Here is a 25,592-nt window from a genome sequence, read left to right as displayed (position 1 = left end):
CCATGTGGAATCGGCTTATCACGCGGTGGGACGAATCGTCGTTCGAGCGGCGCGTCGTTCTCCTGGGCGGGCTGCTCGGCGGCATCTCGCTTGCGCTTCCAACCGGGAAGGCGGCGGGGACCGAACCGCAGACCCTTCCGCCCTGGAGCCCAGGCACGCTCGACATCCACCACATCGACACGGGCGTCGGCAACGCGACCTTCGTGCTCGGGCCGGATGGCACCACGCTGCTGATCGACTGCGGCGCGACACGCGGAGGGCCGCCGGCATCAACCCCGTTGCGACCCGACGGCGCGCGATCGGCTGGGGAGGCGGTGGCGCGCTATGCCTTGCGACATGCGCGCGCCGCGGGCCGCACCTCGCTAGATTACATGATCGCAACGCATGTTCATCCGGATCACGTCGGCTCACCGCTCATGGGCGACCGGAGGGCATCTGAGGGATATATTCTGACCGGCCTGAGCGAAGTGGACGCGCTTATGCCCGCGCAGACGGTGATAGACCGCGGTTTTCCGGATTACGCCTCGCTCCCGCTCACTTCGGCCCCCTTTGCCGTGAACCACCTCGCTTGGCTGAAGGCCAGGGTGAAGGCCGGGCGCCGTGTCGAGAAGGTCGCCGTCGGATCGGCTCGACAGGTCACCTCTCGGCGAGCGGGAGCCTTCACTTTGCGGTTCGTGGGTGGAGACGGTCGCGTTTGGACAGGCGCAGAGGGCCGCTCGCGCGACCTGCTCGCGCCGAAATCGTCGTGGACGCCAGAGGCGACGCCCGAAGAGAACCACATGTCGATCGCAATGGTGCTCGCCTACGGCGGCTTCCGCTATTTCGCCGGTGGTGATCTCGTGGCCGATACGCATGATGGCACCGTGCCTTGGCTCGACGTGGAGACGCCGATCGTCGAAGCGGCTGGCCGGGTCGATGTCGCATCGGCGGATCATCACGGCTATTTCGACGCGTGCCGGCCGGGTTTCACACGCGCGCTCGACGCGGACACCTATGTGATCCAGGCTTGGCACGCGACTCACCCGGCGATGTCCTCGCTACAACGCTTGTCGAACGCATGGCGCGGCCGGTCTCCACGTGATGTATTCATAACGAGGCTCGATCCCGCCAGCCGCGCGATCAATGCGCGCTTTCTGCCACAGGTGAAGAGTACCGAAGGCAATGTCGTGGTCCGGGTACACGCCGATGGCCGCTACAGGATCTATGTCACCGACAGCCGGGACGAGCGGGACAGCATCACCTCCGTTAGCCGCGAGCGATTGGCCAAACTGCCGCGGATAGCGTGAGCCGTCCCGAGCAGCGTGGCCGCCACGAGACCGTCGGTCGAGAAGGCCGGCGTCAGCGATGTCACCGGCGAAGGGACGCTGCCGCCTGAGCAGATTGACCTGCTACGCGGGATGCACGGGCAAGACTTTGCGCTAAAGCCGCTGACCGGTGCCCCGGCGCATTCTTCAAAACGCGCCCTTGGCCAGCGGCGCGAAGTTGGACTCAAGCCGCAGATGCTCGGGGAGCAGCCAATAGCGCGGCGTGGCAGACCCCGAATGTCGAGATGACCATCCTGAAAACAACCCGTGCCGTAGAGGCGTTCGTCGGCCGGGCTGGCAAAGCCCTGCGTTACGGCCAACGTTGGCTCGTTGCGGATCGTCGATTGCGTGATGTGGCGCGATCCGGGCACTTCGCTCAGGAGCAGGTTGCCGGCACCGTCATGGAACGACAGGCAGCCGGTCGCTTCATCCCACACACATTGCGCATTCGGGAGCGTTAGCCGCGTTCGGCCATCGTCCCGCGTGCGCTTTGGAGTTGGCGGCTTCGCGCTGGGCGCCAGCATCTCGCTCGGCGTGGCGGGCGGCGCCCCTAAAGGGGCGACGCGGACGCGGAACGCACGATCGCTCAAGGCCGTGACGGCAATCGACAGATCGCCCGAACGGATCAAGAGATCCGGCGGGGCCACCCTTGTCGCGGCTTGCACCAGCCCGCTCGATGCGATCGCCGCGCCAGCACCGCTTCCGAGCAGTGCTCGCCGCGTGATGGCCCAGCGATGCGGCATTGTCTTCTCGTTCACGCAATCTCTCCTTCGCTGAGTCCTGCGAACGCCGCGGGTTCTCCAGCGAGCAGGCGTTCGCGTGGCGCCGTATCAGTCGGATCGCCCGTCTTCCTCGATGATGGCGACGTCCCATGCGGCTAGGTCGATCTGTCCCCCACGCTGTACCTTGCGTCCGTGCAAAAGTTCGGTGCCCGCGGCGGGGGCCGCCATATGCTGTGGCACAGCCGAATAGTTGAGCACGTAACGGACCGTGTGGCCGTTCTTCAACGTGCCCCCGCGCACGATCAGCGGGAAGTGCACGCCCGCAACCGATGGCTCTACGCCCGCACGCGCCACCTCGGCGGCGACGATCTTTTCGGCAAGCGCATCGCTCGGCATGAAGCCGACGTAGCTGACCTCGCCTTTGCCCCAGTGGTTACGGGTCATCGCGGCGGCAGCCGGCCACGACGGATGCTGGTAGCGCGCCACCACCTCGGCCGTGGTGGGCTTCAACATCTCCATCCACCACCGCGGCGTGTTGTCGGCATCCGAAACTCCGAACGGATTGCCCGCCAGCGTGACCCCGACAGGAATCGTGAACTCCTGATAGGTGACGCCCGCCGCTTCGGCGATCGCCCCCGGCTGTGCGGCATAGCGGACCTTCGTGTTCTCGTCCGAAAAGCCGCTTTTGAACGTGTAGAGCAAATGGCCGCCGCGCTTGGCGTAGTCATTGAGCCGCGCGATCTCGGCGTCGCTCGCCGCGTAAAGTGCAGGCACCACGATGAGTTTGTAATCATCGAGCTTCTGCGTGCTGTCGGGCGACAGGATGTCGGCCTCGACGTTCATTCGATAGAGTGCGTCGTAGAACGGGCGCAGCACCCGGTTGTACTCTACGCCGTTTGGTTTGAAAGAATTGAACGCGGTCTGGGCGGCGTTGCTGACATAGACGGCGACCTTGTTGTGCTTCGTCATGCCTGCCAGCTTCGGGCCGAGGCGCGCGATGTCGGCACCGATCCCCTTCGCCGCTTCATATTCCGCGTTGGGCTTGTAGTCCTGCGACAGCAGCCCGCGCCAATAGGTTTCGACCGCGTGGGCGGTCGTCGCCCAGTGCCAATATTCGACCATCTGCGCGCCCGACGCGAGATGGCTGAACGCTTGCAGGCGAAGCTGGCCGGGATAGGGCGTCCATTGCGGGAACCCCTGCGCCTCGGTTTCGAGCACCAGGTAATTCTGCCCATTGCGGATCGAGCGGGCCTCGTCGCCCCCAAAGGCGATCTCCGCGCCGGTCAGCTTGTCCTGGGTCGGATGATAGATGTCGATGCCGGCGATATCGAGCGATCGCCCCGCCTTCCAGTGATCGACCTCCGGCTGGATGCCGTAGGACCCCTCACGCCAGCCCAGATCGAAGTTCTGCGTCATGAACTGGCCGGGCCGGGCATGGGCGCGCACGAGCTTGGCCTGCCAGGCCAGGAAGTCGGCGACGAGGCTGCGCTGGTAGGCGGCGAAAGCGTTCGACATGCTGGCGTTGATCGAGCCGTTGGTCGACGGAAAATCCTCCCACCGGTTGATCCGGTTGGACCAGTAATTCAGGCCCCACGCCTTGTTCAGTGCATCGAGGGTCGGCCACTTCGCCTTGAGCGATTGGACAAACGCCGCCTGCACAGCGGGACCGCTGGTGCCATAGGGCTTGGTCTCGTTGTCGAGTTGGTAGCCGATCACCGCAGGATGATCCTTCACATGGTCCACCAGCGCGACGATCACCCGCTCGGCCGCGGCCCGATAGTCAGGATCGGTGATGTCCATGTTCTGCCGGGTGCCATATTGCGCACGGACGCCGTCGCGGCCGACGACGAGCACATTCGGATGCTGCCGCGCGAGCCATGTCGGAACCGCATAGGTGGGCGTCCCAACAATTACCTTGATGCCCTGCTTATGCATCGCGGCGAGCATGCGATCGACATGGCTGAAATCGAACACCCCAGGCTGCGGTTCCAAGGTGCCCCATGTCGATTCCGCGATGCGGACAACGCTGATCCCTGCCGCTTTCATCATCCGCGCGTCCTCATCGACGCGGTCAACCGGCGTGTACTCGTCATAATAGGCGACGCCGTACAGGATGGTGTCGGGCACCTGCGCCTGCGTCGCTGCCGGGAGCGCCACCGCGGCCAATGCGAGTGCTTTCCCGAACCGCTGCATAATCCTGCCTTCCATCGCTAAGTCCCTCTCCGTCTTATCGTTTCCCAGCTATCGATCGCATCGTGCGAGAAGCGTCCCGCCGCCAGCCCGATCAGGTCTTGTCCGGCGGTATCCGCAGGGCGCCGAATACTGGCACAGGTTGCGGGCGGGATCCCGGTTCAGCCTAAACACTGAGACCGCACCACGCGAGTGACCGCTACGTCGCTGCCACTGTCCCTTTCTCCCGTTGCCGATGGATACGGTTGCCGAAGGTTTGGTACATGATGATCGCATATATGCGAAGTTGATTTCATATATGCGTGCGGCGATAGAGGGCGAACGGATCGGTGGCAAGCTGAAGCAACGGGGCCAGTTCGTGTGCGCGCGCAACCGTCATGCTGGAACGCGCCTTCTGAGCGCGGAACGCCTCGCGCGGGTCAATTCCCTTTTCAACCCAGTACTTTAACGGTCGCGCTCAGCCACGTACGTCTGCGGTCGAGTAGGCCGGAAAGAGACCTCCGAACAGAATGGCGACCACGTAGTACCGGCGACCTGCCGACGATATTGCCAGCGCTTCTTGCTGCTCTTGAGACCCGGATCGACAGGCTAGGTGTGGAAAGGTCGGCGAGGCCGCTTTTTTGCAGCGCGTCAATCGCCGCGGGTGTGAGTGCAATCTTCTTCGCCATGACCAACTCCACACGGTCTCGGCGCAGACAAAATCAATTCTGACAGAATAGCCGTCGAATCCGGGCAAACCGGGTCCAACCCAGCCCTCCTGTCCGATGGAAGGATCTCTGCATGACGCGCTGCGAATCAACCGTACCATGGTGATCCGGCTGGCTGGGGCGGCAGGATTCGAACCTGCGAATGGCGGCACCAAAAGCCGCTGCCTTACCACTTGGCGACGCCCCAACGCGCGAACGCAGGCCTTTAGGCGCAGCATTCGCTGGTGGAAAGACCCTTTTGCAAAGGGCCGTGCGATCAGGCGATCCGCTCGACCCAGCCGTGCGGGTCGGGCAGCTTGCCGCGCTGGAGGCTGGTCAGGGCCTCGCGGATGCGCATCGTCGTCTGGCCGGGGCCGCCGCTGCCGATCGTGAAATCGCCGTCGGCCATCTTCATCTGGCCGATTGGCGCCACCACCGCGGCGGTGCCGCAGGCGAACGCCTCGCGCAGCCGGCCGCTCTCGGCATCGGCGCGGCACTGGTCGATCGCATAGGGCTCCTCGCGCACGGTCAGCCCCATGTCGCGCGCCAGCGTGATGATCGAATCGCGGGTGATGCCGGGCAGGATCGTGCCGGTCAGCGGCGGCGTGGCGAGGCTGCCGTCATCGAACACGAAGAAGATGTTCATGCCGCCGAGTTCCTCGATCCAGCGGCGCTCGACCGCATCGAGGAACAGCACCTGGTCACAGCCCTTGCGGGTCGCCTCGGCCTGCGCGACCAGGCTGGAGGCGTAATTGCCGCCGCACTTGGCCGCGCCCGTGCCGCCCGGCGCGGCGCGCGTATAGTCCTCCGATACCCACAGCGACACCGCGCCCGCGCCCGCCTTGAAGTACGCGCCGACCGACGAGGCGATCACCGCGTAGAGATATTCGGACGACGGCTTCACGCCGAGGAACACCTCGCTCGCGATCATGAACGGGCGCAGATACAGCGAGCCGCCTTCGGCCTCGGGAATCCAGTCCTGCTCGACCTTGACGAGTTCACGCACCGAAGCGAGGAACAGTTCCTCCGGCAGCGGCTCCATCGCCATGCGGACCGCGGAATCGTGGAAGCGGCGCGCATTCGCCTCGGGCCGGAACAGCGCGGTGCTGCCATCGGCGAGGCGGTACGCCTTCATGCCCTCGAAGATTTCCTGCGCATAATGCAGCACCGACGAGGCGCCATCCATCTGGAACGGCGCGCGCGGCACGATCTTCGCGTCGTGCCAGCCTTTTTCCTCGGTGTAGCGGATCATCGCCATATGATCGGTGAAGACGCGCCCGAAGCCGGGGTTTTCCAGCAGACGCGCACGCTCATTGGCCTCGATCGGGCTGGCGTTGCGCTCTAAGGTGAAGGTCGGCGCGTCGGCAGCGGTCCGATCGGCGGTATCGAGAGTCTGATCGGGCATCGCAACCTTCGTACAATTTGATACAAATTCAGGGTTGAACCCTGATAGGGTTGCGGCCAAATCCGGTCAACATGGCTGGCCAGAACACCGCCGCGTCACCGCTTTTCCTGCGCGAACCCGAGCTTCGGCGCGGACTCGAGCTGCTGTACTTCGGAAATAGCCACTTGACGCGCACCATCGATCAGGGATTGGCGAACCAGGGGCTGGGGCGGGCGCACCACCGCGCGCTGTATTTCATCGCCCGTCAGCCCGACCTGACGGTGAGCCAGTTGCTCGGTCTGCTGGCGATCACCAAGCAATCGCTCGGCCGCGTGCTCAACGAACTGATCGAGCGCGAACTGGTCGAGATGCGCGCCGGTGAGCGCGACCGGCGCCAGCGCTTGCTCCGCCTCAGCGAGGCCGGGCGCCGTCTCGAAACCGAATTGTTCGATGCGCTGCGCGAGCGGCTGTCCGCCGCTTATGCGAGCGCGGGGCAGGCGGCGGTCGGCGGTTTCTGGGCGGTGCTCGAAGGGCTGATCCCGGCCGAGGATCGCAAGCGGATCGGCCTGCTCGGCGAGTAGAGGCGAGCCGTCTGCGGCACGCCCGTCACCTCAAGCCGCCTGCTTCTCCGCCGCAGCCGGCGCGACATGCCCGCTGATCTCCGCGCCGGCGTCCCGCGCGAAGCGGACGTTCCACAGCGTCGCGCTGAGCGAGATCGACGTCACCACCCAGAATGCCGCCGAGAAATCCTCGAGCGCAGGCGCCGCATGGCCGTTCGCCAGCATCGCGAGATGCAGCGCGATCGCCGCGACGCAGATGCCGAGCGACAGCATCAGCTGTTGGAAGGTCGAATAGAAGGCGGTCGCGCTGCTCATGTGGCGCTTGTCGACGCCGTCATAGGCGATCGTGTTGTAGGCGGTGAATTGGAACGACATGAAGAAGCCCGAAATCGCGAGCATCCCGAACATTGCCCATACCGGCCAGTTCGGGCGGAACAGTCCGCAGATCGCATAGCCCGCCGTCGCGATCACGCCGTTCCAGATCAGCGCGCGGCGAAAGCCGAACCACCGCAGCACGCGCTGCGCGACGCTCTTCATCGCGAGCGATCCGATCGCGGTCGCCACCGTGATCGTGCCGCTGCGCGCGGCGGAGAAGCCGAAGCCTACCTGCATCATCAGCGGCAGCAGGAAGGGCTGCGCGCCCTGGGTGATGCGCGTCAGCGAACCGGCGATCACCGACAGCCGAAATGTCGGATCGCGCATGAGGGTGAGATCTAGGATCGCCCCCTCGCGGCCGCGCGCGTGGCGGATGTAGAAGATGCCGGCGACAACGCCGATCGCGACCAGGGCCGCCGCCGCGCCGCCCTCGCCGGGGCGGCTGACCATCTCGAACCCGAACAGCAGACAGCCGAGCGACAGCCCGCTCAACACGAAGCCGCGCGGATCGAACGGCGCGGGCTGATCCTCCTTGATGTTGGCGATGAAACGCCCGACCAGCCAGACCCCAAGCACGCCGACCGGCAGGTTGATGTAGAAGATCCAGCGCCAATCGAGATAGGTGACGATGAACCCGCCAAGCGGCGGCCCGACGATCGGCCCGATCAGCGCGGGCACCAGCAGCCACGACATCGCGTTGACCATGTCCTGCTTGGCGACCGAACGCAGCAGCACCAGCCGCCCGACCGGGATCATCATCGCCCCGCCGATGCCTTGCACGAAGCGCGACACCACGATCATCTCGAGCGTGCGCGACTGCCCGCAGGCGAGGCTGCCGGCCATGAACAGCAGGATCGCGGCGCGGAACACGGTGCGCGAGCCATAGCGATCCGCCAGCACGCCCGAGGCCGGGATGAAGATCGCCAGCGCGAGCAGGTACGAAGTGAGCGCGATGCTCATCTCGGGCGCGCGCACCCCGAAATCGCGCGCCATCGTCGGCAGCGCCGTCGCGAGCACGGTCGCGTCGACGAATTCCATGAACAACGCGCTGGCGATGATGAGCGCGACCAGCCGGTAATTCTGCCCCGACACCGCCGGCCCGAGATCCTGCGTCTTGGCGAGCGACCCCGCCGCCGGGACAATGCCGTCGCGCACCTCGGCATTGACCGAGGCGACCCCGCGCCGCCTCGGGCGCTGTGCCGGCTGACCGGGAAAGGGGAGAAGGGACATAGAAGCACTTCGTTGAACGGGCGAGGATCAGCTCTCCCGCGATAGGCCGTCCGTCTGTAATGCGGGCGTGCTTGTCAGCTCCATATGGGCGTGCAGGCCGGAAAAGGGAACCGCTCGCTCGCCATCATCGTCGCCCCGGCGAAGGCCGGGGCCGCTGAGTGCTGGGGCACCCGGCTCGCCAAGCAACCCAGCGGCCCCGGCCTGCGCCGGGGCGACGATGGCTCACCCGATCGCCATCAGGCTCGCATTCCCCCCCGCCGCCGTGGTGTTGATCGAAGTGGAAACCTCCTCGACCAGCCAAACCGGATCATAGGCGAGCGGGCGGGCAGGGTCCGCGCGATGGACCGACACGATCGGCCCGTCGAGCGCCGCGACCGCGGCGAGCGTCGCCGCCGGATCGCCTTCGACCAGCGCGACCGCGCAGGGCGTGTCGGCCGCCGTGAACGCCGCCGCGACGGTTGCCGGCAGCCCGCCGGGCAGCGCCATCCCCTCGACGGCCCCGCGATTGCCGGTCGCCAGCACCGCCGCCATCTGCTCGATCAACCCGGCGTCGCTCGCCGGCCTGAGCAGGATGCGGCCGCGCGGATGAAGCGCGTAGAGGTTGCGTTCGCCGACCGGCCCCGGCAGCGCGCGCTCGACGCCGAGCGCGGAGGCCGCGCCGTAGCGCAGCCCCCGCGCCGCGCCGCGCGTATCGCCGCGAGCGGCGAGCCAGTCGGCGAAGTCGCGCAAGCGCTGCGGGATGTGCCCGCTATGCTCGGCGACATCCGGCGCGACCTGGGTTAGCCGTCCCAGATAGAGCGGGCCGCCCGCCTTGGGGCCGGTCCCCGAGAGGCCGTGCCCGCCGAACGGCTGCACGCCGACCACCGCGCCGATGACGTTGCGATTGACATAGAGATTGCCCGCCTGAACCCGCGCGGTCACCTCGGCGACGGTCGCGTCGAGCCGCGTGTGCAGCCCGAAGGTCAGGCCATAGCCGGTCCCGTTGATCGCCGCGACGAGATCGCCGAGCCGCTCGCGCTTGAAGCGCAGCACATGCAGGACAGGGCCGAACACCTCGCGCGTCACATCGGCGATGCGGTCGATCTCGATGATCGCCGGCGCAACGAACGTGCCGTGCGCGCAAGTCGCCGGCAGCGGCGCTTGCGTGACGGCATGGCCGTGGGCGCGCATCGTCTCGATATGTCGGGTGATCGACACCTGCGCCTCGGCGGTGATGACCGGGCCGATATCGACCGCGAGTCGGTCGGTCCGCCCCAGGCTTAGCTCGGCGAGCGCGCCCTTGAGCATCGCCAGCGTGCGATCGGCGACCTCATCCTGCAAGCACAGGATGCGCAGCGCCGAGCAGCGTTGCCCGGCGCTGTCGAACGCCGAGGCGAGCACGTCGGCCACGACCTGCTCGGCGAGCGCCGACGAATCGACGATCATCGCATTCTGCCCGCCGGTCTCGGCGATCAGCGGGATCGGCTTGCCGGCCGGCGACAGCCGCGTGGCAAGCTGCCGCTGGATCAGCCGCGCCACCTCGGTGGAGCCGGTGAACACCACCCCCGCCGTCTCGGGCGCCGCCACCAACGCCGCGCCGATCGCACCGTCGCCGGGGAGCAACTGCAGCGCATCGCCCGGCACCCCCGCCGCGTGAAGCAGCCGCACCGCCTCGGCCGCGATCAGCGGGGTTTCCTCGGCTGGCTTGGCGAGCACCGGATTGCCGGCGGCGAGCGCGGCGGCGACCTGGCCCGTGAAGATCGCCAGCGGAAAATTCCACGGGCTGATGCACACCACCGGCCCGAGCGGCGCCTGCTGCGCGCCGAACGTGGCCCGCGCCTGCGCGGCGTAGTAATGGAGAAAATCGATCGCCTCGCGCACCTCGGCGATCGCATTGGGCAGCGATTTGCCCGCCTCGCGTACGATCAGCCCGAGCAGCACCGGCATCCGCGCCTGAAGCGCCTCTGCGGCTCGGTCGAGGATCGCGGCGCGCTCCGCCACGGGCACCGCGCCCCAGCGCGACGCGGCAGCGCGCGCCGCGGCGGCCTCGGCCTGCGCGAGCGACGGTTCGAACACGGTGCCGACCACGTCGCGCCTATCCGCCGGGTTGTACACCGGGCGCGCCACGCCCTCGCCGCCCGGCGGCGCGGCGATCCAGCCGGTCGCGGCACTCTCGAGCAGCGCGGCTTCGAGCGTGGCGAGCACGCTTTCGTCGCTGAGATCGAGCCCGCGCGAATTGGCGCGATCGGGGTAGAGGTTCGCCGGCAGCGCGATCTGGTCGTGGCGCGCGCCCGGCTGCGGCATCGCGCGCACGACCTCGACCGGATCGGCGATCATCGCGCCGATCGGCACCGACACGTCGTTGATGCGATTGACGAACGACGAATTGGCGCCGTTTTCGAGCAGCCGCCGCACCAGATACGCCAGCAACGTCTCGTGCGTGCCGACCGGCGCGTAGATCCGGCACGGGCGCCCGAGCTTGTCCGCGCCGACCACCTGCTCATACAGCGGCTCGCCCATGCCGTGCAGGCACTGGAACTCATAATCGCCGACCGCGAAGTCCGGCCCGGCCAGATGGTAGATCGTCGCCAGCGTCTGCGCATTGTGCGTGGCGAATTGCGGGAACACGTACGTGCGCGCCGCCAGCAGCTTCCGCGCGCAGGCGATATACGCGACGTCGGTATGCACCTTGCGCGTATAGACCGGGAAATCCGCCAGCCCATCGACCTGCGCGCGCTTGATCTCGGCGTCCCAATAAGCGCCCTTGACCAGCCGCACCATGATCCGCCGCCCGCTGCGCTGCGCGAGATCGACGATCCAGTCGATCACGAACGGGCAGCGCTTGCCATAGCCCTGCACGACGAAGCCGAGCCCGTTCCACCCGGCCAAATCGGGATCGAGCGCGAGGCTTTCGAGCAGATCGAGCGACAGTTCGAGCCGGTCGGCCTCCTCGGCATCGATGTTGAAGCCGATATCATAGCGTTTGGCGAGTCGCGCGAGATCGGTCACGCGCGGCAGCAATTCGGCCATCACGCGCCCGGCCTGTGCGCGCACGTAGCGCGGGTGCAGCGCCGACAATTTGATCGAAATGCCCGGCCCGCCATACACGCCGCGCCCGGCCGATGCCGCGCCGATCGCATGGATCGCGCGTTCGTAATCGGCGAAATAGCGCGCCGCGTCGGCGGCGGTGGTCGCCGCCTCGCCGAGCATGTCGTAGCTGTAGCCGAAGCCCTTCGCCTCCATCGCCTTCGCGCGGCGCAATGCCTCGTCGATCGTCTCGCCGGTGACGAACTGCTCGCCCATCAACCGCATCGCCAGATCGACCCCGCGCCGGATCACCGGCTCGCCCGCGCGCGCCACCAGCCGCGTCAGCGCCGCACCCAACCCGCGATCATCGACGCTGCCGACCAGTCTGCCGGTGACGACCAGCCCCCAGGTCGCGGCGTTGACGAACAGCGACTTGCCTCCGCCGAGATGCGCGCCCCAATCGCCATCGGCGATCTTGTCGCGGATCAGCGCGTCGCGCGTGGCGTCGTCGGGAATGCGCAGCAGCGCTTCGGCGAGACACATCAGCGCGACGCCCTCCTGGCTGGAGAGCGCATATTCCTGCACCAGCCCCTCGACCCCGCTGCCGCGCTTCTGCGCGCGCAAGGTGGTAACGAGCGTGCGCGCGGTCTCGCGCACCTTGGCGCGGGTCGCATCGTCGAGCGTCGCGGCGGCAAGCAGCGGGGCGAGCGCCTCGGCCTCGTCGCGACGATAGGCGGCGGTTACGCCCGCGCGCAGCGGCGTGGCGGGGCGGATCGGGGGCGCGAAGGCGGCGAAGGGCGGGGGCGTCGTCATCGCGCCAGTCTAGCAACAGCCGTGACGGCGTTCCGACCGATGTCGCGCTGAAATCGTGCATGATCGACTTTTTTACGTGTACGTGGCAGGCAAAATGAATGGAGAAGCCGCCACGTACAGTCGATCTGGACGAGTTCGATCACCGCATCGTCGCGGCGCTGGTCGAAGACGCGCGCATGACCGTCACCGATCTCGCCCGCCGGATCGGTCTGTCCAAGTCCCCGACCCAGGCGCGGCTGCGCCGGCTGATCGCGACCGGCGTGATCCGCGGCTTCCGCGCCATCGTCGATCCCGCGCGGCTCGGGCTCGATCACGTCGCCTTCGCCGAGGTCAAACTGTCCGACACCCGAGAGGCGGCCCTGCGCGATTTCAACGCCGCCGTGCGCCGTATCCCCGAAGTCGAGGAATGCCACATGATCGCGAGCAGCTTCGATTATCTGCTGAAGGTCCGCACCGCCGACATCCGCCGCTACCGCATCGTGCTCGGCGAGAAGATTTCGAGCCTGCCGCATGTCGAGAGCACCTCGACCTTCGTCGCGATGGAGACGGTGAAGGAACGCGGCGGCTGATCGGCGGGAACGTCCGGCCCGCAGATCGGCTCATTCCGGTACGTTCTTCTCGTATCGGTCCCAATGCGCGGTCAGTTCATCGACCACTTTTGATCCGACGGTGTACAGATTCTCGAGCGCGGCGTGCATGCCGGCATAACCTTCGTTCTCGCGCAGCAGATACGTCGCGGCGTCCACGCCAGGCGGCGGCATCGTATAGTTGCTGCCGGCGCGCAGCACCATGAAGCGCCGTTTGTCGACCCGGCCGATCGTGTCGAGATAGGTGATCGACTGGTAGGTACCGGTCTCCTCCATCGCCGAGGTGACGAACTCGCCTTGTCCGCGCGTCCAATATTTCACCCAATCCTCGGCCCAGCCGGTCATGAGCTTACCGTGCCAGAAGGTCATCGCGGCGAGATTGTCGCCCTTGAGGACGAAGGGCGGCCGCTGCCCGGCCGGATAGCCAGTGAAGCGCACGCGTGCGGCCCGCAGGCCGGCCTCGTCGGGCAAAGCGATGTCCTTGGTCAACGCGAACGCCCAATCGCGCAAGCCGGCGTTGATCTCGAACACCTCGCCTTGTCCGGTCGGCGGGCTGGCGTCGTTCGGCCCCTTGCTGTGGAGCGGGAAATAGCCCGAATTCCAGTCCTTGGGAATTTCGCGGGCGTCGATCTCATGCGCGAGATCGCCATCGACCAGATAGCGTGCCCATGCCGCCGAGCCGATCGACGCCTTGGCGGGATCGACCCCGGCGATGCCCGCGACCAGCCAGTAGGCATGGGTGAGATCGAACCGCTGGTCCAGCCCGAGCGCGAGCGTCGCCGTCGCCGAGCGGATGCTGCCCATCCCCGTGACCATGCCGAGCGTCTGCGTGTCCGGATTGTAATAAAGATCGTGATAGGATTGCGGAAACTGAATGCGCGTGTCGAGGTGGCGGCGTTCCTTCCAGATCTGGAACTCGCCCGGCGCGTCGCCGCTGTCCGCGCCGATCTCGAACATCGTGACGATCACGACCTTGACGGGCAGGGGGTGCGTGCAGGCGCCGCCGGGTTGGCACTCCGCGGAGGCGGCAAGCGCGGGGGCGCCGAGGCCGAACAGCGCGGCGGCGAGGATGGTGGCGCGGGTCAACAGGCGCATGGCGGGGTTTCCATAATGGGCGAAGGGACGCCAGCCTAAGCGGGCGCCCCTTCGAGAATGTCAGAACTTGTACTGGATCGTCGCCTGGAAGCTGCGCGGCCGCTCGGGCAGCACGATCGTGCCGCCGAACAATTCGGTGAAGTTGGCGCGATAATAGGTCGCATCGGTGGCGTTCTTGACGATGACGCGGAACAGGAACGGTCCGGTCTCGTAAGATGCGCCGACATCGAGCAACGTATATGCCGGCAGCTTGACCGTCCGCGACTGGCCAGAGAACACCGAATCGACATGGACGAGGCTGGCGTTGAGCGCGATGCCGTTGTCGAACTTGTAGGTGCCGGTCGCGGTGTAGGTGTTGGTCGGGATGCCCTGCCGACGCGAGGCCTCCTTGTCCGGGATCGGTACGAGGCCGCCGGGCTGGCCGCCGAAGATCAGCGCGGGATTGGTGACGTTGGGCAGATCGCCAACCCCGAAGAAGCTGAATGTCGAGCCGGCATCGTAGAAGGTCAGGTTGTAGACCTTGAGGTGCGTGTATGATCCGGTGAGAAGCAGATGCTTGTCGACCGACCAGCGCATCTCGGCCTCAAGGCCCTTGGTCTGCACCGACTGGTTGACGGTCGACGACTGGATGTTGTGATCGACCCGCTCCTGGTTATAGACCGCGAGCGCACCGTAGAGCCGGCCGCCGAGCCAGCTTCCCTTGATGCCGCCCTCATAGAGCTTCGAGGCGGTCATGAAGGTGCCGGCGATTGCAGTGACTGGGTCGATTTCGGAACCCTGGCCGGCGATGATCGTCGTCTGGCGCGAGATCGTCCCATAGGGGATCAGCCCGAACGGCAGTTTGTAGGACACGCTGGCGTTCCACGACCAGCCATCGTTGCTGCCCGATCCCGAGACCGTGGTCGGCGCGACCTCCATCTTGCTCGGGTTGTAGGATGAGGTGACATCCACCTTGTCGTACCGGCCGCCAAGGATCACATCGAGGCCGAAGTCGAAGTCGGCGTCGAGCAGGCCGGCGAACCCGTAATCGGTATCATGGCCCTTGATGTAGTTGGTGTAATTGCAGCCGCATTCGTTCGACAGCAGCCGGTTGGAGGCGGGCGTGTAGCCAACCGACAGATCGACGCGGTGGAAATATTCGTAGGTGAAATCATCGCCGTGCAGGAAATCCGTGTAGCGGATAGACGGCGACAGTTGCAGCGCGAATTTTCCGATGTCGGTCTTGAAGGTCTTCGCCGCGACGATCTTGTCCTCAATCACATAGGATTTGTGGAATTGTGAGAAGCCGTAATCGTTGTTGTTCCGGTTGCGCGTACCATCGTAGAAGAACTGATTCTTGATTTCCAGATCGTTGCCGCCATCCCAGATGATGTCGAAATAGCCGGTCGATTGCTTGTTCTTCAGAAAATCGTTGGGCCCCGCGAGCACGTCGCGGCGGCTGAGCTTGGTCGTGCCGGGGTTGGTGAGCGCGAGCAGGGGCGAGAAGCTGGCGTCGGTATAGGCGCTGCCCGACGGGCGGAACGGGTTGAACACGGCGGTACCGCCGGCGGCCTTGATTTCGGCGGGTGACATCTGCCCATCGCCGTTGGTGTCGAGCGAGGGCGGCGTCCCGGTGATGTACGTGCCGTTATCGACCAGATCCTGCGTCAGGCGGTTCCAGCCGCCGTTCTGCTGGCCGTCGTATTTCTGGTACATGCCGCCGAATTCGACGCGCAGCGTATCGGTGATCTGGTTGTCGAACGCCGCCTGCAGGACGACGTTGCGGGTCGATATGTTGCGGTAATAGCTCCCGGAATCCTCGACCTCGCCGTACAGGCTGTAGCCGAACTCCGTGCCGCCGAAGCGCAGCGGCCCGCGCAGCTCGGCCTTGATGTCGTTGTACGACCAACTGCCGCCGGTGTAGCTGACCTGACCCTCGGCATGATCGAGCAGCGCGCCGCCTTTCACGCGCGCCGATTTGGGCACGAAGTTCATGTAACCGCCCGTCTTGGACGGGCCGTAGATCGGCGAGGACGGGCCGCGCACGATGTCGATCCGATCGGCGGCGGCGATCGGCGTCGGGTAATTGCCGGGGTTGTCGAGCCGGCGCATGCCGCGGAAGAACACTTCGCCCGGCGTGCCGCGGATATCGAGTGCGCCGCCGACGCCGAAGAACGAGTTGGTGAAGGTGCCGGGCGATTGCGCGACGAGATCGTAGATGTCGGTGACGCCGTAGCGCTCCATCTGCTCGGAACTGATCGTCGAGACCGAACGCGGTGTTTCCAGCACGCTCTTGTTGAAGCCGAAGATCGAGCTGACATCCTGGTTCGGCAGCGCGTTCAGCGCGCCGGTGACGACGATGTCCTTGTCCTCATCGGGCGCCGCATCGGGTGCCGGCGCTGGCGCTGGCGCGTCCGTCGCCCAGGCCGGGGCGGCGATCACAGAGCACGACAGCAACGCCGCCGCGAGCGCGGTCAGCGATGTGCGGGTGTGACAGTGCCGTGCGAGATCAGCCTTGAAACCAGGAAGATATGTTTGTGCCATTGGTGAACTTTCCCCCATTCGCGACGGGCGGCTTGTGTCTCGCCCGTCGCCGACCCGTTTGTGTCCTTGCCCCGCCCACGCACCGCCGGACGAATGTTGCGGTGCGTCATCGTAGATACGCGTTCATCATATTGTAAAGAAAATAGTATTCGTTTTAAGGTGCCTTCGGTGCTATTCGGTTAGCCGCTCGCGGCAATGCTCCCTCTGATTTTTCGGATGTGTCCGCCGACGCTCACGTGCGGCATCGCAGCATTATCTTTGCGTAGGGGCTTGACGTCGCGCCATCAAACGCAATGAATCCCACAGAGCGTTGCAAAAAATAGAGGGGCTTCGATGCCGGCCTTTTCGCGTTTCCTGCGGTACTTCATGGCGGTCGGCCGGCTCGGCTCGATCCGCAAGGCGGCCGAGGTGCTCAACGTGTCGGCGTCGGCGATCGACCGGCAAATCCTCAACGTCGAAGCCGACCTGGGCATGCCGCTGTTCGAGCGGCTGCCGACCGGCCTGCGCCTCACCGCGGCGGGCGAGATCATGATGGCGGCGGGTGGCCGGTGGCAGAAGAACCTCAGCGATGTTCGCGCGCAGATCGAGGATTTGCGCGGCCTCAAGCGCGGGCATGTCGATATCGCCGTGATCGACGCGCTCGCGAAGGGGTATCTGCCGGGCATCGTCCGCTCGCTCCAGAGCCGCTATCCGGGCATCACGATCGGCGTGCGCGTGGTCGAGAACGACAAGGTGCGCGCCGCGATCATGAACGGAGAGGTCGATTTCGGCATCTTCTTCGAGCCGCAATCCTATCGCGGCATCACCGTGCGCGCCTTCGTCGAGGTGGTGCTGGGGCTGATAACGCCGCCCGATCACCCGCTCGGGCATCGTAAGGAAGCGCGTTTCTCGGCGGTGACCGGCTCGGCGCTGATCGTGCCCGCCGAACCGCTCGCGGTCAGCCAGCAGATCGCGGTGCTGGAGGGGATCACCGGCGTCGTGCTCGACCGGACCGTCACCTCGGACAATATCCAGATGATCGTGTCGCTGGTGCTGGAGGGTGTGGGCATCGGCATCCTCACCTCGATCGACGTTTTCACCGAGATCAAGCGCGGGCTGCTCAATTTCACGCGCATTTCCGATTCGATCCTGCGGCCGATGACGCTGGCGCTCGGCACCGCGACCGCGCGCACACCGTCTTATGCGGCGAGCATCGTGCTGGCCGAGATCGAGAATGATTTCGCCCAACTCGGCTATGCCGGTGCGGCCCCGACCGTCGCTCCCGAGGTGTAACGATTGCCGCCCGCGCGCCGAGACGATATCCGGGGCGCTTCCTCCCAGCATTCTGGATTCGCCCGATCATGAGCCCGGACCTCTATTACATCCCCTATGAGGCGTTCCTCGCCGATGTCCGCACCGTCGCTGCGAGCGTTTCGGCGGGCGAGTGGAGGCCCGATTTCGTGATCGGCATCGGGCGCGGCGGGCTGGTGCCGGCGGTGTTCATCTCGCACCAGCTCAACCTCCCGATGCTATCGGTCGATCATTCGTCCAAGGTGCCGGGCTTCGCCGACGAGCTGCTGCGCAAGGTGGCGGAGAAAAGCGCCGCGGGCGAGCGGTTGCTGTTCGTCGATGACATCAACGACAGCGGCGGCACGATCGCCTATATTCGCAAACTGCTCGCCGAGACCGGCTGCGACAGCGGCAATCTGCGCTTCGCGGTGGTGCTGGACAATATTCGCTCGCAAGCGCGGGTCGATTACCGCGCGGAGACTATCGACCGCGACCAGGACAAGCGCTGGTTCGTATTCCCGTGGGAAGCGGTGGGCATGAGCGCGACGATCGTCGAGGAAGCCATGTCGGTGCCGGAGCGGTTTGCCTGACCCGCGGCTAACGCCGCCGCGTCACGAACGCCGCGAACGCGACCGAAGCGGATATCGCAACCGCCGTTTCGCTAAGCGAATGCGCGTTCCATTCCCACACCTCAAGGCCGGCGTAGCCCGGCATGTTGGCGCGCCGGCCGTCACCGAACTGCTCGATCCATTGATATTCGCGCTGCGTGATCTCGCGCATGATGCACACCGCCGCCCCCGCGAAGCAGCCGAGCCACAGCGACGCCTTGGTCGAGGCACCGAGTCTGCGTCCCAGCGCCCAGCAGGCGAGCTGGATGCCGAGCGAGACGGGAACGTGCGCGAACATCGTGCTTCAACGCGCGGCATTCGTGTTCCGCCTCACGCGACCAGCGCCTGCTCCTCAAAGCCGCCGTCTTTCACGATCGCGTCGATCGCGAGCAGCCGGGTCAGCAGGGGTTCGAGCCGGTCGAGCGGCCAACTGTTAGGGCCGTCCGACATCGCATTGTCGGGATCGGGATGGGTTTCCATGAACAGGCCCGAGATGCCCGCCGCGACGGCGGCACGCGCCAGCACGGGCACATGCTCGCGCTGCCCGCCCGAGGTGGTGCCGCGTCCGCCGGGCAATTGCACCGAATGCGTCGCGTCATACACCACCGGGCAGCCGGTTTCCCGCATGATCGCGAGGCCGCGCATGTCCGACACGAGATTGTTGTAACCGAAGCTCGCGCCGCGTTCGCACACCATGAAGTCGGCGGGGACGCCCGCGCCTTCGGCCGCCGCGCGCGCCTTGGCGACGACGTGCGCCATGTCGCCCGGCGCCATGAACTGCGCCTTCTTGATGTTGACCGGCTTGCCCGACGCCGCCACCGCCGCAATGAAATCGGTCTGCCGCGCGAGGAAGGCGGGGGTTTGCAGCACATCGACCACCTCGGCGACGGCGCGCACCTGGTCCTCGCCATGCACGTCGGTCAGCACCGGTAGTCCGGTTTCGGCACGGACCTTCTCGAGAATGCGCAGGCCCTCGTCGATACCGGGGCCACGGAACGACGTGCCCGAACTGCGGTTCGCCTTGTCGAACGAACTCTTGTAGATCAGCAGCACGCCGAGCCGGTCGGCGATCGCGCGCAGCCGCGTCGCGGTCGCGAGCGCGAACGATTCGCTTTCGATCACGCAAGGCCCGGCGATGAAGAACATCTTCTGATTCGGACCAATTTCCTGCCCAAACAGACGCATCACGACCTCGTTAGACTTGCCACGCGCGGGAACCTGTCTCTTAGGAGCAACAGACGGTCGCGTATCGGTTCCCTGCGCCGCAAAAGCGCTGGAAGTCAATGCGATGGCCTTATAGACACGGCGGCAGACGCTAAAGCGCCGCCATTGGGGAATGTTATGCCGGCGATTGCCACCAAAGGCGCGGACGAACCCGGCCTGCTGTCCGCGCTGCGCACCACGCGAATCGAGATGGACGCGCTCCGCGCGCTTTCGGAAGCACTGCATGTCGGGCCGCTTCGACAGAGCTTCACCGCCGCCGTCAGCGCGATCAGCGGACATACCGGCCGGCTGATCGTCACCGGCATGGGCAAGAGCGGGCTCGTCGCGCGCAAGATCGCCGCGACGATGACCTCGACGGGCACGCCGGCGCTGTTCCTCCATCCCGGCGACGCGAGCCACGGCGACCTCGGCACGATTGGGCGCGACGATATCGTCATGGCGCTGAGCTGGTCGGGCGAGACGACCGAGCTTGGTGACATCATCGCTTATTGCCGGCGTTTCGGCGTGAAGCTGATCGTCGCGACCGCGTGCCCCGACAGCACCGCCGGTCGCGCCGCCGATATCTGCCTGGCGCTGCCGATGGTGCAGGAAGCGTGTCCGAACCAGCTCGCGCCGACATCCTCGACGACGGTACAGGTCGTGCTCGGCGACGCGCTCGCGGTCGCGCTGATCGAGCGGCGGGGTTTCACCCGCTCCGATTTCCTCACCTTCCACCCCGGCGGCAGGCTCGGCGCGCAACTCGCCACCGTCGCGCAACTGATGGCGCGCGGCGCGGAAGTGCCGGTGGTGCGGATCGGCGCGTCGCTCCAGGACGCGACCATCGAGATGAGCCAGAAGCGCTACGGTTGCACCGCCGTGGTCGATGAGGCGGACCGGTTGGTCGGCGCATTCACCGATGGCGATCTTCGCCGCAGTTTCGCCAACAAGCATCTCGGTGACGACATTCGCCACCATATGACGCAGACGCCGATCGTGGTCGCGCCCGAGACGCTGAGCTCGGACGCCCTGCGCATCCTCAATGAAAAGGCGGTGTCGGTGCTGTTCGTCTGCGAGGACGAGCGGCTGGTCGGCGTGGTTCACCTCCACGACATGCTGCGGGCCGGCGTTGCCTGACACACGCGGGGCCGGAGACGCGCCGCCCGACCTGATCGTCATCCCCGCGCGGTACGGCTCGACCCGGCTGCCGGGCAAGCCGCTGGTCTCGATCGCCGGGCGCACCTTGTTGTCGCGTGTCGTCGCGATCGCACGCGAGGGCGCGCGCCGCGTCGGCAATGCCGAGGTGGTGGTCGCGACCGACGATCCGCGCATCCTGGACCATGCTCGCGAACTCGGATGCGCCGCGGTGATGACCGATCCCGCGATCACCTCGGGGTCGGGCCGCGCCTGGGCGGTCGCGCGCGAGCGGTTGGTTCCGCCGCCAATCGTCGTGAACTTGCAGGGCGATGCGCCGTTCGCCGCACCCGACATGATCGCCGCGTTGATCACGGCGTTACGCGCCTCCCCGTGCGGGGTCGCGACGCCGGTGGTGCGGCTCGATTGGCGCGCGCTCGATGCGTTGCGCGCGCACAAGCTGGCGTCGCCGTTCAGCGGCACGACCTGCGCGCGGCGCGCGGACGATCGCGCCTTGTGGTTTTCGAAAGCCGTCATCCCGGCGATCCGCAACGAGGGACGGTTGCGCGGGGCGAGCGACCTGTCGCCGATTTTCCGCCATATCGGCCTGTACGCCTATCGTTTCGCGGCGCTGCGGCGTTTCGAAGAAACCGAGCCGACCCCCTATGAAGTGCTGGAGGGTTTGGAGCAGTTGCGCTTCCTCGAAACCGGCGAGGACATCCTGACCGTCGCGGTCGCGCCGCCGCGCCATGCGATGTCGGGCATCGATACGCCCGAGGACGTCGCGATGGCGGAAGCGTTGATCGCCGAACATGGCGAGCCGCATCTCTCATGGGCCTGATCGTCACAATCGTCCGACACGGCAACACGTTCGAAACTGGCGAGCCGCCTCGCCGGATCGGCGCGCGCACCGATCTGCCGCTCGTCGCGAGCGGGCAGGCGCAGGCGCGCGCACTGGGCGCAGCTTTGCCGGGATTCGACCGCGTCTTGGCGGCACCGCTGCTGCGCACGCGCGCGACCGTCGAAGCGATCCTCGCGACGCGGGCCGATGCACCGACGATCGAAGACGCCGACTGGCTCACCGAAATCGATCACGGCCCCGACGAGGACGCGGCCGAGGACGCGGTGCTCGCCCGGATCGGCCACGCCGCGCTCGCCGCCTGGGACGCCGAGGCGCGCGTGCCCGGCGGGTGGATCGTCGATGCGGAGCGCCGGCTGGCGGGCTGGCGCGATCTGTGGAGGCAAGGGGCCGGGCGCGTGCTGGTCGTCACCAGCAACGGCGCCGCGCGCTTCGCGCTCCGCTCCGACGAGTCGCTAAGGCGGCAGGCGGAGGCGCTCCCCTCGCTGAAGCTGCGCACCGGGGCGTACGGGGTGATCGCATGCGATGCGGACGGGCTACGCCTTATCGATTGGGACCGGCGGCCGTGACGGCGCCGGTTTGACGTTTTCATTCCTCGATATAGCGGTATCGCTTGCCAGGAACGCGGCACGCCGGAACAATCGCCCGATAAGATGGGGGCTGAATGCGGAAGGGAATCATCCTGGCGGGCGGATCGGGAACGCGGCTCTATCCGCTGACCCGCGGCGTCTCGAAACAGTTGATGCCCGTCTATGATAAACCGATGATCTACTATCCGCTGTCGGTGCTGATGATGACGGGCATCCGCGACATCCTCATCATCACGACTCCGGCAGACCAGACCGCGTTCCAGCGCTTGCTGGGCGATGGCGGCGACTTCGGCGTCGCGTTCAGTTATGCGGTGCAGCCTGTGCCGGCGGGGCTGGCGCAAGCATATCACATCGGTGCCGATTTCGTTGGCGATCAGCCGTCCGCGCTTATCCTCGGCGACAACATCTTCTATGGGCACGGCTTGCAGGATATACTCCGCCGCGCTGATGCACGCGCCGATGGCGCCACCGTCTTCGGCTATTACGTCGCCGATCCCACCGCTTACGGTGTTGTCTCCTTCGATGCGGAAGGGCGCGCCGAGACGATCGAAGAGAAGCCTACCTACCCGCGTTCCAATTATGCGGTGACCGGCCTGTATTTTTACGATGGCACGGCGGTGGATCGCGCCCGCACGCTGAGGCCGTCGCCGCGCGGCGAGCTGGAGATCACCGATCTGAACCGGCTGTATCTCACGGCGGGGAAACTTTCGGTCGAGTTGATGGGGCGTGGTTATGCCTGGCTCGATACCGGCACGCACAATTCCCTGATCGACGCCGCCCAGTTCGTCCGGATAACCGAGGAGCGGCAGGGATTGAAGATCTGCTGCCCTGAAGAAGTCGCCTGGCGCAAGGGATTTATCGACGACTCGGCGCTCGAAAGAATCGCCGCGCCGCTGCGCAAGAGCGGCTATGGCGAGTATCTGATGAGCCTGCTCGACGGGAAGGTTTTCGCGTGAAGATCATCGCAACCGGCATTCCCGACCTGTTGATCGTGGAGCCAGTGGTCTTCGATGACGCTCGCGGTTTTTTCTTCGAGAGCTGGAACGCCGCGCGGTTCGCCGAGCTGGGTCTCGGTTCGGTGTTCGTTCAGGACAATCACAGCCGGTCCGCGCGCGCCGTGCTCCGCGGGTTGCACTATCAGAACCCGAATGCGCAAGGGAAGCTTGTTCGCGTCACCGCCGGGCGGGCGTGGGATGTGGCAGTGGACCTCCGCCGCTCATCGAGCCATTTCGGCAAATGGTTCGGACTCGAGCTATCGGCGGCGAACAAGCGCATGTTTTGGGTGCCCCCCGGTTTCGCGCATGGCTTCCTGAGCTTGGCGGATGATACCGACGTCCTCTACAAGTGCACCAGCTTTTATGATCCCGCATCGGAGCGAGCGCTGATGTGGAATGACCCCGATCTTGCCATCGAATGGCCGATCGACGGCTTCGAGCCGCGACTCTCGGGCAAGGACACGCTCGGCGGCGCCTTCGCCGATATCCAGGGCTATCCGTGAAGGCTGTCGTCGTCGGAGCCGGCGGACAACTCGGCCGATCGTTGCTGATGACCGTGCCACCGGGAGCGGTGGTCGCGTCCTTCGATCGCGGCGCGCTCGACATCTGCGACATGGCGCGCGTGGCGGCCGTGGTCGCGGCCGAGGCGCCGGACGTGGTGTTCAACTCGGCCGCCTACACCGCGGTCGACGAGGCCGAGCGCGAGCCGGCGCGAGCGCATGCGATCAATACGATCGCGGTTCGCCATCTTGCCGACGCGGCGCGGGGTGTGGGCGCGCATTTCGTCCACGTCTCCACCGATTTCGTATTCGGCGGCCGCTCCGGCGTGCCCTATGCCCCGGACGCGCCGACGGGGCCGCTCGGCGTGTATGGCCGTACCAAGCTCGCCGGGGAACACGCCGCCGGACCCGAGGGGCTGATTGTGCGTACCGCGTGGCTCTATGCGCCGACGGGCCATAATTTCGTGCGGACGATGCTTCGCGCGGTGCGCGAGCGGTCCCAAGTGCGGGTGGTTGCCGACCAAGTCGGTACGCCGACCTATGCGATTGGGCTGGCCCACGCTCTGTGGAAACTGGCGGCGCGCCGCGCGAGAGGGATTTTCCATTATACCGACAGCGGCGTGGCGAGTTGGTATGATTTCGCGGTCGCGATCCAGGAAGAGGGACTGGCCGCGGGCCTGCTCGACCGGGCGGTCCCGATCGTTCCGATCAAGACCGCGGATTATCCGACCTTGGCCGAGCGGCCACCATATTCTGTGCTCGACACGCAATTGACCTCTGCGATGCTTGGTGATCCCGCACCGCATTGGCGCGTACAGTTGCGTGTCATGATCGAAGCGATCAAGGCTGATGGCTGACCTCCTCGTGACCGGGGGTGCCGGCTTTATTGGCACCAATTTCGTACATTATTGGCGCAAGGTCGCGCCCGATGATGCGATCGTGGTGCTCGATGCGCTCACGTATGCTGGCAACCCGGCCAACCTCGGTGGCCTGCCGGGCGTGGAACTCGTCGTCGGGGACATTTGCGACGACGATCTGGTGAAGGCGCTGCTGCGTGGTCGCGGGATCGACACGATCGTTCATTTCGCCGCCGAAAGCCACGTCGATCGCTCGATCGCCGGCCCCGACGCTTTCGTCACGACCAACGTCGTCGGTACGCACAGTTTGTTGAAGGCCGCGCGAACTGTTTGGCTGGACGAGGGAACGGGGCGCCCGCACCGTTTTCACCATGTTTCGACCGACGAGGTCTATGGATCACTCGGTCCCGATGATGCCGCGTTTCGGGAGGATACGCCCTATGCGCCCAACTCTCCGTATGCGGCGTCCAAGGCCGGGTCCGACCACCTCGTTCGCGCCTATCACCATACCTACGGCCTCGACACGACGACCAGCAACTGCTCGAACAATTACGGGCCGTACCAATTTCCGGAAAAGCTGATCCCGCTGTTCCTGATCAACGCACTCAGCGGCCGGCCCCTGCCGATCTATGGCGACGGCATGAACGTACGCGACTGGCTTCACGTCGAGGATCATTGCCGCGGGATCGAACTGGCGATTTGCGCCGGCCGACCGGGCGAGGCGTATAATATCGGGGGTGGGCAGGAACTGCCGAATCTCCGGGTGGTTCAGGAGATATGCGACGCCGTCGACGCGGCGTTCGCGAGCGATCCGACGCTTGCGGGTCGCTATCCGGACGCGCCCGCCGCGCGTGGGCGCCCGAGCGCCGAGCTCAAGACCTTCGTCATCGACCGCAAGGGACATGATCGCCGCTATGCGATCGACGAAACCAAGGCGCGCTCCGAACTCGGCTATGCGCCGAAACGCGATTTCGCGCAGGGCTTTTCGGAGACGTTGCGCTGGTATCTCGACCGCGAGGACTGGTGGAAGCCGCTGACACGATAGTGCGCGGCACGTACCGCTGCCGAACCTTCGCTTGCATCCATCGGGCCATTGCGGAAGAGC

The 25,592-nt window shown here is 66.1% G+C and carries 22 protein-coding genes and 1 tRNA gene; 12 read left to right on the top strand and 11 right to left on the bottom strand.

Annotation, left to right across the window (positions count from 1 at the left end; genetic code table 11):
- Window positions 1–2 precede the first annotated feature (2 nt).
- Complete coding sequence (locus tag PX554_RS01140) at window positions 3–1,286, top strand: ComEC/Rec2 family competence protein (protein ID WP_093225393.1); 1,284 nt, start codon at window positions 3–5, stop codon at window positions 1,284–1,286.
- On the opposite strand, the gene PX554_RS01135 is transcribed toward PX554_RS01140, so the two are convergent.
- From PX554_RS01135 to PX554_RS01115, 5 genes are all read right to left on the bottom strand, one after another.
- Entirely contained in the window at window positions 1,202–2,062 is an 861-nt protein-coding gene (locus PX554_RS01135; protein WP_275498228.1) for a hypothetical protein, read from the bottom strand. The genes PX554_RS01140 and PX554_RS01135 overlap by 85 nt on opposite strands.
- 72 nt (window positions 2,063–2,134) lie before the next feature.
- Window positions 2,135–4,234, bottom strand: coding sequence for a beta-galactosidase (locus PX554_RS01130; protein ID WP_275498226.1), 2,100 nt, complete (start codon window positions 4,232–4,234; stop codon window positions 2,135–2,137).
- A gap of 413 nt (window positions 4,235–4,647) precedes the next feature.
- The gene (locus tag PX554_RS01125) at window positions 4,648–4,884 is read right to left on the bottom strand and encodes a hypothetical protein (RefSeq protein ID WP_275498224.1); all 237 of its coding nucleotides are present in this window, start codon (window positions 4,882–4,884) and stop codon (window positions 4,648–4,650) included.
- Between the two features lie 151 nt (window positions 4,885–5,035).
- Window positions 5,036–5,110 (bottom strand) — tRNA-Gln (locus PX554_RS01120).
- Window positions 5,111–5,179: 69 nt separating this feature from the next.
- On the bottom strand, window positions 5,180–6,307 hold the full coding sequence (locus PX554_RS01115) for a branched-chain amino acid aminotransferase (protein ID WP_275498223.1): 1,128 nt from the start codon (window positions 6,305–6,307) through the stop codon (window positions 5,180–5,182).
- 71 nt (window positions 6,308–6,378) lie between these two features.
- Here PX554_RS01115 and PX554_RS01110 point away from each other — a divergent pair, with 71 nt between their 5' ends.
- The gene (locus PX554_RS01110; RefSeq protein ID WP_093225398.1) at window positions 6,379–6,867 is read left to right on the top strand and encodes a MarR family transcriptional regulator; all 489 of its coding nucleotides are present in this window, start codon (window positions 6,379–6,381) and stop codon (window positions 6,865–6,867) included.
- A 30-nt stretch (window positions 6,868–6,897) separates the two neighbouring features.
- On the opposite strand, the gene PX554_RS01105 is transcribed toward PX554_RS01110, so the two are convergent.
- Window positions 6,898–8,451, bottom strand: a complete 1,554-nt coding sequence (locus PX554_RS01105; RefSeq protein ID WP_275498220.1) for an MFS transporter — start codon at window positions 8,449–8,451, stop codon at window positions 6,898–6,900.
- Between the two features lie 222 nt (window positions 8,452–8,673).
- The gene (gene putA / locus PX554_RS01100) at window positions 8,674–12,270 is read right to left on the bottom strand and encodes a trifunctional transcriptional regulator/proline dehydrogenase/L-glutamate gamma-semialdehyde dehydrogenase (RefSeq protein WP_275498218.1); all 3,597 of its coding nucleotides are present in this window, start codon (window positions 12,268–12,270) and stop codon (window positions 8,674–8,676) included.
- 98 nt (window positions 12,271–12,368) lie between these two features.
- Between putA and PX554_RS01095 the strand changes: the two genes are divergently transcribed.
- On the top strand, window positions 12,369–12,839 hold the full coding sequence (locus PX554_RS01095) for an Lrp/AsnC family transcriptional regulator (protein WP_275498216.1): 471 nt from the start codon (window positions 12,369–12,371) through the stop codon (window positions 12,837–12,839).
- A gap of 30 nt (window positions 12,840–12,869) precedes the next feature.
- Here PX554_RS01095 and PX554_RS01090 read toward each other — a convergent pair whose 3' ends face one another.
- Both PX554_RS01090 and PX554_RS01085 read right to left on the bottom strand, forming a co-directional pair.
- The gene (locus PX554_RS01090; protein WP_275498214.1) at window positions 12,870–13,952 is read right to left on the bottom strand and encodes a purine nucleoside permease; all 1,083 of its coding nucleotides are present in this window, start codon (window positions 13,950–13,952) and stop codon (window positions 12,870–12,872) included.
- Between the two features lie 60 nt (window positions 13,953–14,012).
- A complete protein-coding gene (locus PX554_RS01085; protein WP_275498212.1) occupies window positions 14,013–16,475 on the bottom strand; it encodes a TonB-dependent siderophore receptor in 2,463 nt (820 codons plus the stop codon).
- 333 nt (window positions 16,476–16,808) lie between these two features.
- Between PX554_RS01085 and PX554_RS01080 the strand changes: the two genes are divergently transcribed.
- Together PX554_RS01080 and PX554_RS01075 are read left to right on the top strand one after the other, a co-directional pair.
- Window positions 16,809–17,747, top strand: coding sequence for a LysR family transcriptional regulator (locus PX554_RS01080; protein WP_275498210.1), 939 nt, complete (start codon window positions 16,809–16,811; stop codon window positions 17,745–17,747).
- 68 nt (window positions 17,748–17,815) lie between these two features.
- A complete protein-coding gene (locus tag PX554_RS01075; RefSeq protein WP_275498209.1) occupies window positions 17,816–18,334 on the top strand; it encodes a phosphoribosyltransferase in 519 nt (172 codons plus the stop codon).
- Between the two features lie 7 nt (window positions 18,335–18,341).
- On the opposite strand, the gene PX554_RS01070 is transcribed toward PX554_RS01075, so the two are convergent.
- Both PX554_RS01070 and kdsA read right to left on the bottom strand, forming a co-directional pair.
- Window positions 18,342–18,650 (bottom strand): hypothetical protein, encoded by a 309-nt coding sequence (locus tag PX554_RS01070; RefSeq protein WP_275498207.1) that lies wholly within the window; start codon window positions 18,648–18,650, stop codon window positions 18,342–18,344.
- A 32-nt stretch (window positions 18,651–18,682) separates the two neighbouring features.
- Entirely contained in the window at window positions 18,683–19,537 is an 855-nt protein-coding gene (kdsA, locus tag PX554_RS01065; RefSeq protein WP_275498205.1) for a 3-deoxy-8-phosphooctulonate synthase, read from the bottom strand.
- Window positions 19,538–19,693: 156 nt separating this feature from the next.
- Between kdsA and PX554_RS01060 the strand changes: the two genes are divergently transcribed.
- The 7 genes from PX554_RS01060 (at window position 19,694) to rfbB (ending at window position 25,532) form a co-directional block, all read left to right on the top strand.
- Complete coding sequence (locus PX554_RS01060) at window positions 19,694–20,689, top strand: KpsF/GutQ family sugar-phosphate isomerase (protein WP_275498203.1); 996 nt, start codon at window positions 19,694–19,696, stop codon at window positions 20,687–20,689.
- Window positions 20,682–21,527, top strand: coding sequence for a 3-deoxy-manno-octulosonate cytidylyltransferase (locus tag PX554_RS01055; protein ID WP_256326294.1), 846 nt, complete (start codon window positions 20,682–20,684; stop codon window positions 21,525–21,527). The genes PX554_RS01060 and PX554_RS01055 overlap by 8 nt, the downstream gene beginning before the upstream one ends.
- Complete coding sequence (locus PX554_RS01050; RefSeq protein WP_275498198.1) at window positions 21,518–22,114, top strand: histidine phosphatase family protein; 597 nt, start codon at window positions 21,518–21,520, stop codon at window positions 22,112–22,114. The genes PX554_RS01055 and PX554_RS01050 overlap by 10 nt, the downstream gene beginning before the upstream one ends.
- Before the next feature lie 95 nt (window positions 22,115–22,209).
- A complete protein-coding gene (gene rfbA / locus PX554_RS01045; RefSeq protein WP_275498197.1) occupies window positions 22,210–23,091 on the top strand; it encodes a glucose-1-phosphate thymidylyltransferase RfbA in 882 nt (293 codons plus the stop codon).
- A complete protein-coding gene (rfbC, locus tag PX554_RS01040; RefSeq protein ID WP_275498195.1) occupies window positions 23,088–23,633 on the top strand; it encodes a dTDP-4-dehydrorhamnose 3,5-epimerase in 546 nt (181 codons plus the stop codon). The genes rfbA and rfbC overlap by 4 nt, the downstream gene beginning before the upstream one ends.
- The gene (rfbD, locus tag PX554_RS01035) at window positions 23,630–24,487 is read left to right on the top strand and encodes a dTDP-4-dehydrorhamnose reductase (RefSeq protein WP_275498193.1); all 858 of its coding nucleotides are present in this window, start codon (window positions 23,630–23,632) and stop codon (window positions 24,485–24,487) included. The genes rfbC and rfbD overlap by 4 nt, the downstream gene beginning before the upstream one ends.
- On the top strand, window positions 24,480–25,532 hold the full coding sequence (rfbB, locus tag PX554_RS01030; RefSeq protein WP_275498191.1) for a dTDP-glucose 4,6-dehydratase: 1,053 nt from the start codon (window positions 24,480–24,482) through the stop codon (window positions 25,530–25,532). The genes rfbD and rfbB overlap by 8 nt, the downstream gene beginning before the upstream one ends.
- Window positions 25,533–25,592 lie beyond the last annotated feature (60 nt).

Source organism: Sphingomonas pollutisoli, from assembly GCF_029167165.1.
Classification (GTDB): Bacteria; Pseudomonadota; Alphaproteobacteria; order Sphingomonadales; family Sphingomonadaceae; genus Sphingomonas; species Sphingomonas pollutisoli.
This window is presented reverse-complemented; position numbering and strand designations above follow the sequence as displayed.

Coding starts and splice junctions, on each gene's coding strand:
- rfbB (WP_275498191.1), top strand. CDS start 24,480: ATGGCTGACCTCCTCGTGACCGGGGGTGCCGGCTTTATTGGCACCAAT.
- PX554_RS01080 (WP_275498210.1), top strand. CDS start 16,809: ATGCCGGCCTTTTCGCGTTTCCTGCGGTACTTCATGGCGGTCGGCCGG.
- PX554_RS01140 (WP_093225393.1), top strand. CDS start 3: ATGTGGAATCGGCTTATCACGCGGTGGGACGAATCGTCGTTCGAGCGG.
- PX554_RS01050 (WP_275498198.1), top strand. CDS start 21,518: ATGGGCCTGATCGTCACAATCGTCCGACACGGCAACACGTTCGAAACT.
- putA (WP_275498218.1), bottom strand. CDS start 12,270: ATGACGACGCCCCCGCCCTTCGCCGCCTTCGCGCCCCCGATCCGCCCC.
- PX554_RS01130 (WP_275498226.1), bottom strand. CDS start 4,234: ATGGAAGGCAGGATTATGCAGCGGTTCGGGAAAGCACTCGCATTGGCC.
- PX554_RS01125 (WP_275498224.1), bottom strand. CDS start 4,884: ATGGCGAAGAAGATTGCACTCACACCCGCGGCGATTGACGCGCTGCAA.
- PX554_RS01070 (WP_275498207.1), bottom strand. CDS start 18,650: ATGTTCGCGCACGTTCCCGTCTCGCTCGGCATCCAGCTCGCCTGCTGG.
- PX554_RS01095 (WP_275498216.1), top strand. CDS start 12,369: ATGGAGAAGCCGCCACGTACAGTCGATCTGGACGAGTTCGATCACCGC.
- PX554_RS01115 (WP_275498223.1), bottom strand. CDS start 6,307: ATGCCCGATCAGACTCTCGATACCGCCGATCGGACCGCTGCCGACGCG.
- PX554_RS01090 (WP_275498214.1), bottom strand. CDS start 13,952: ATGCGCCTGTTGACCCGCGCCACCATCCTCGCCGCCGCGCTGTTCGGC.
- PX554_RS01075 (WP_275498209.1), top strand. CDS start 17,816: ATGAGCCCGGACCTCTATTACATCCCCTATGAGGCGTTCCTCGCCGAT.
- PX554_RS01085 (WP_275498212.1), bottom strand. CDS start 16,475: ATGGCACAAACATATCTTCCTGGTTTCAAGGCTGATCTCGCACGGCAC.
- PX554_RS01060 (WP_275498203.1), top strand. CDS start 19,694: ATGCCGGCGATTGCCACCAAAGGCGCGGACGAACCCGGCCTGCTGTCC.
- PX554_RS01105 (WP_275498220.1), bottom strand. CDS start 8,451: ATGTCCCTTCTCCCCTTTCCCGGTCAGCCGGCACAGCGCCCGAGGCGG.
- rfbA (WP_275498197.1), top strand. CDS start 22,210: ATGCGGAAGGGAATCATCCTGGCGGGCGGATCGGGAACGCGGCTCTAT.
- kdsA (WP_275498205.1), bottom strand. CDS start 19,537: ATGCGTCTGTTTGGGCAGGAAATTGGTCCGAATCAGAAGATGTTCTTC.
- PX554_RS01110 (WP_093225398.1), top strand. CDS start 6,379: ATGGCTGGCCAGAACACCGCCGCGTCACCGCTTTTCCTGCGCGAACCC.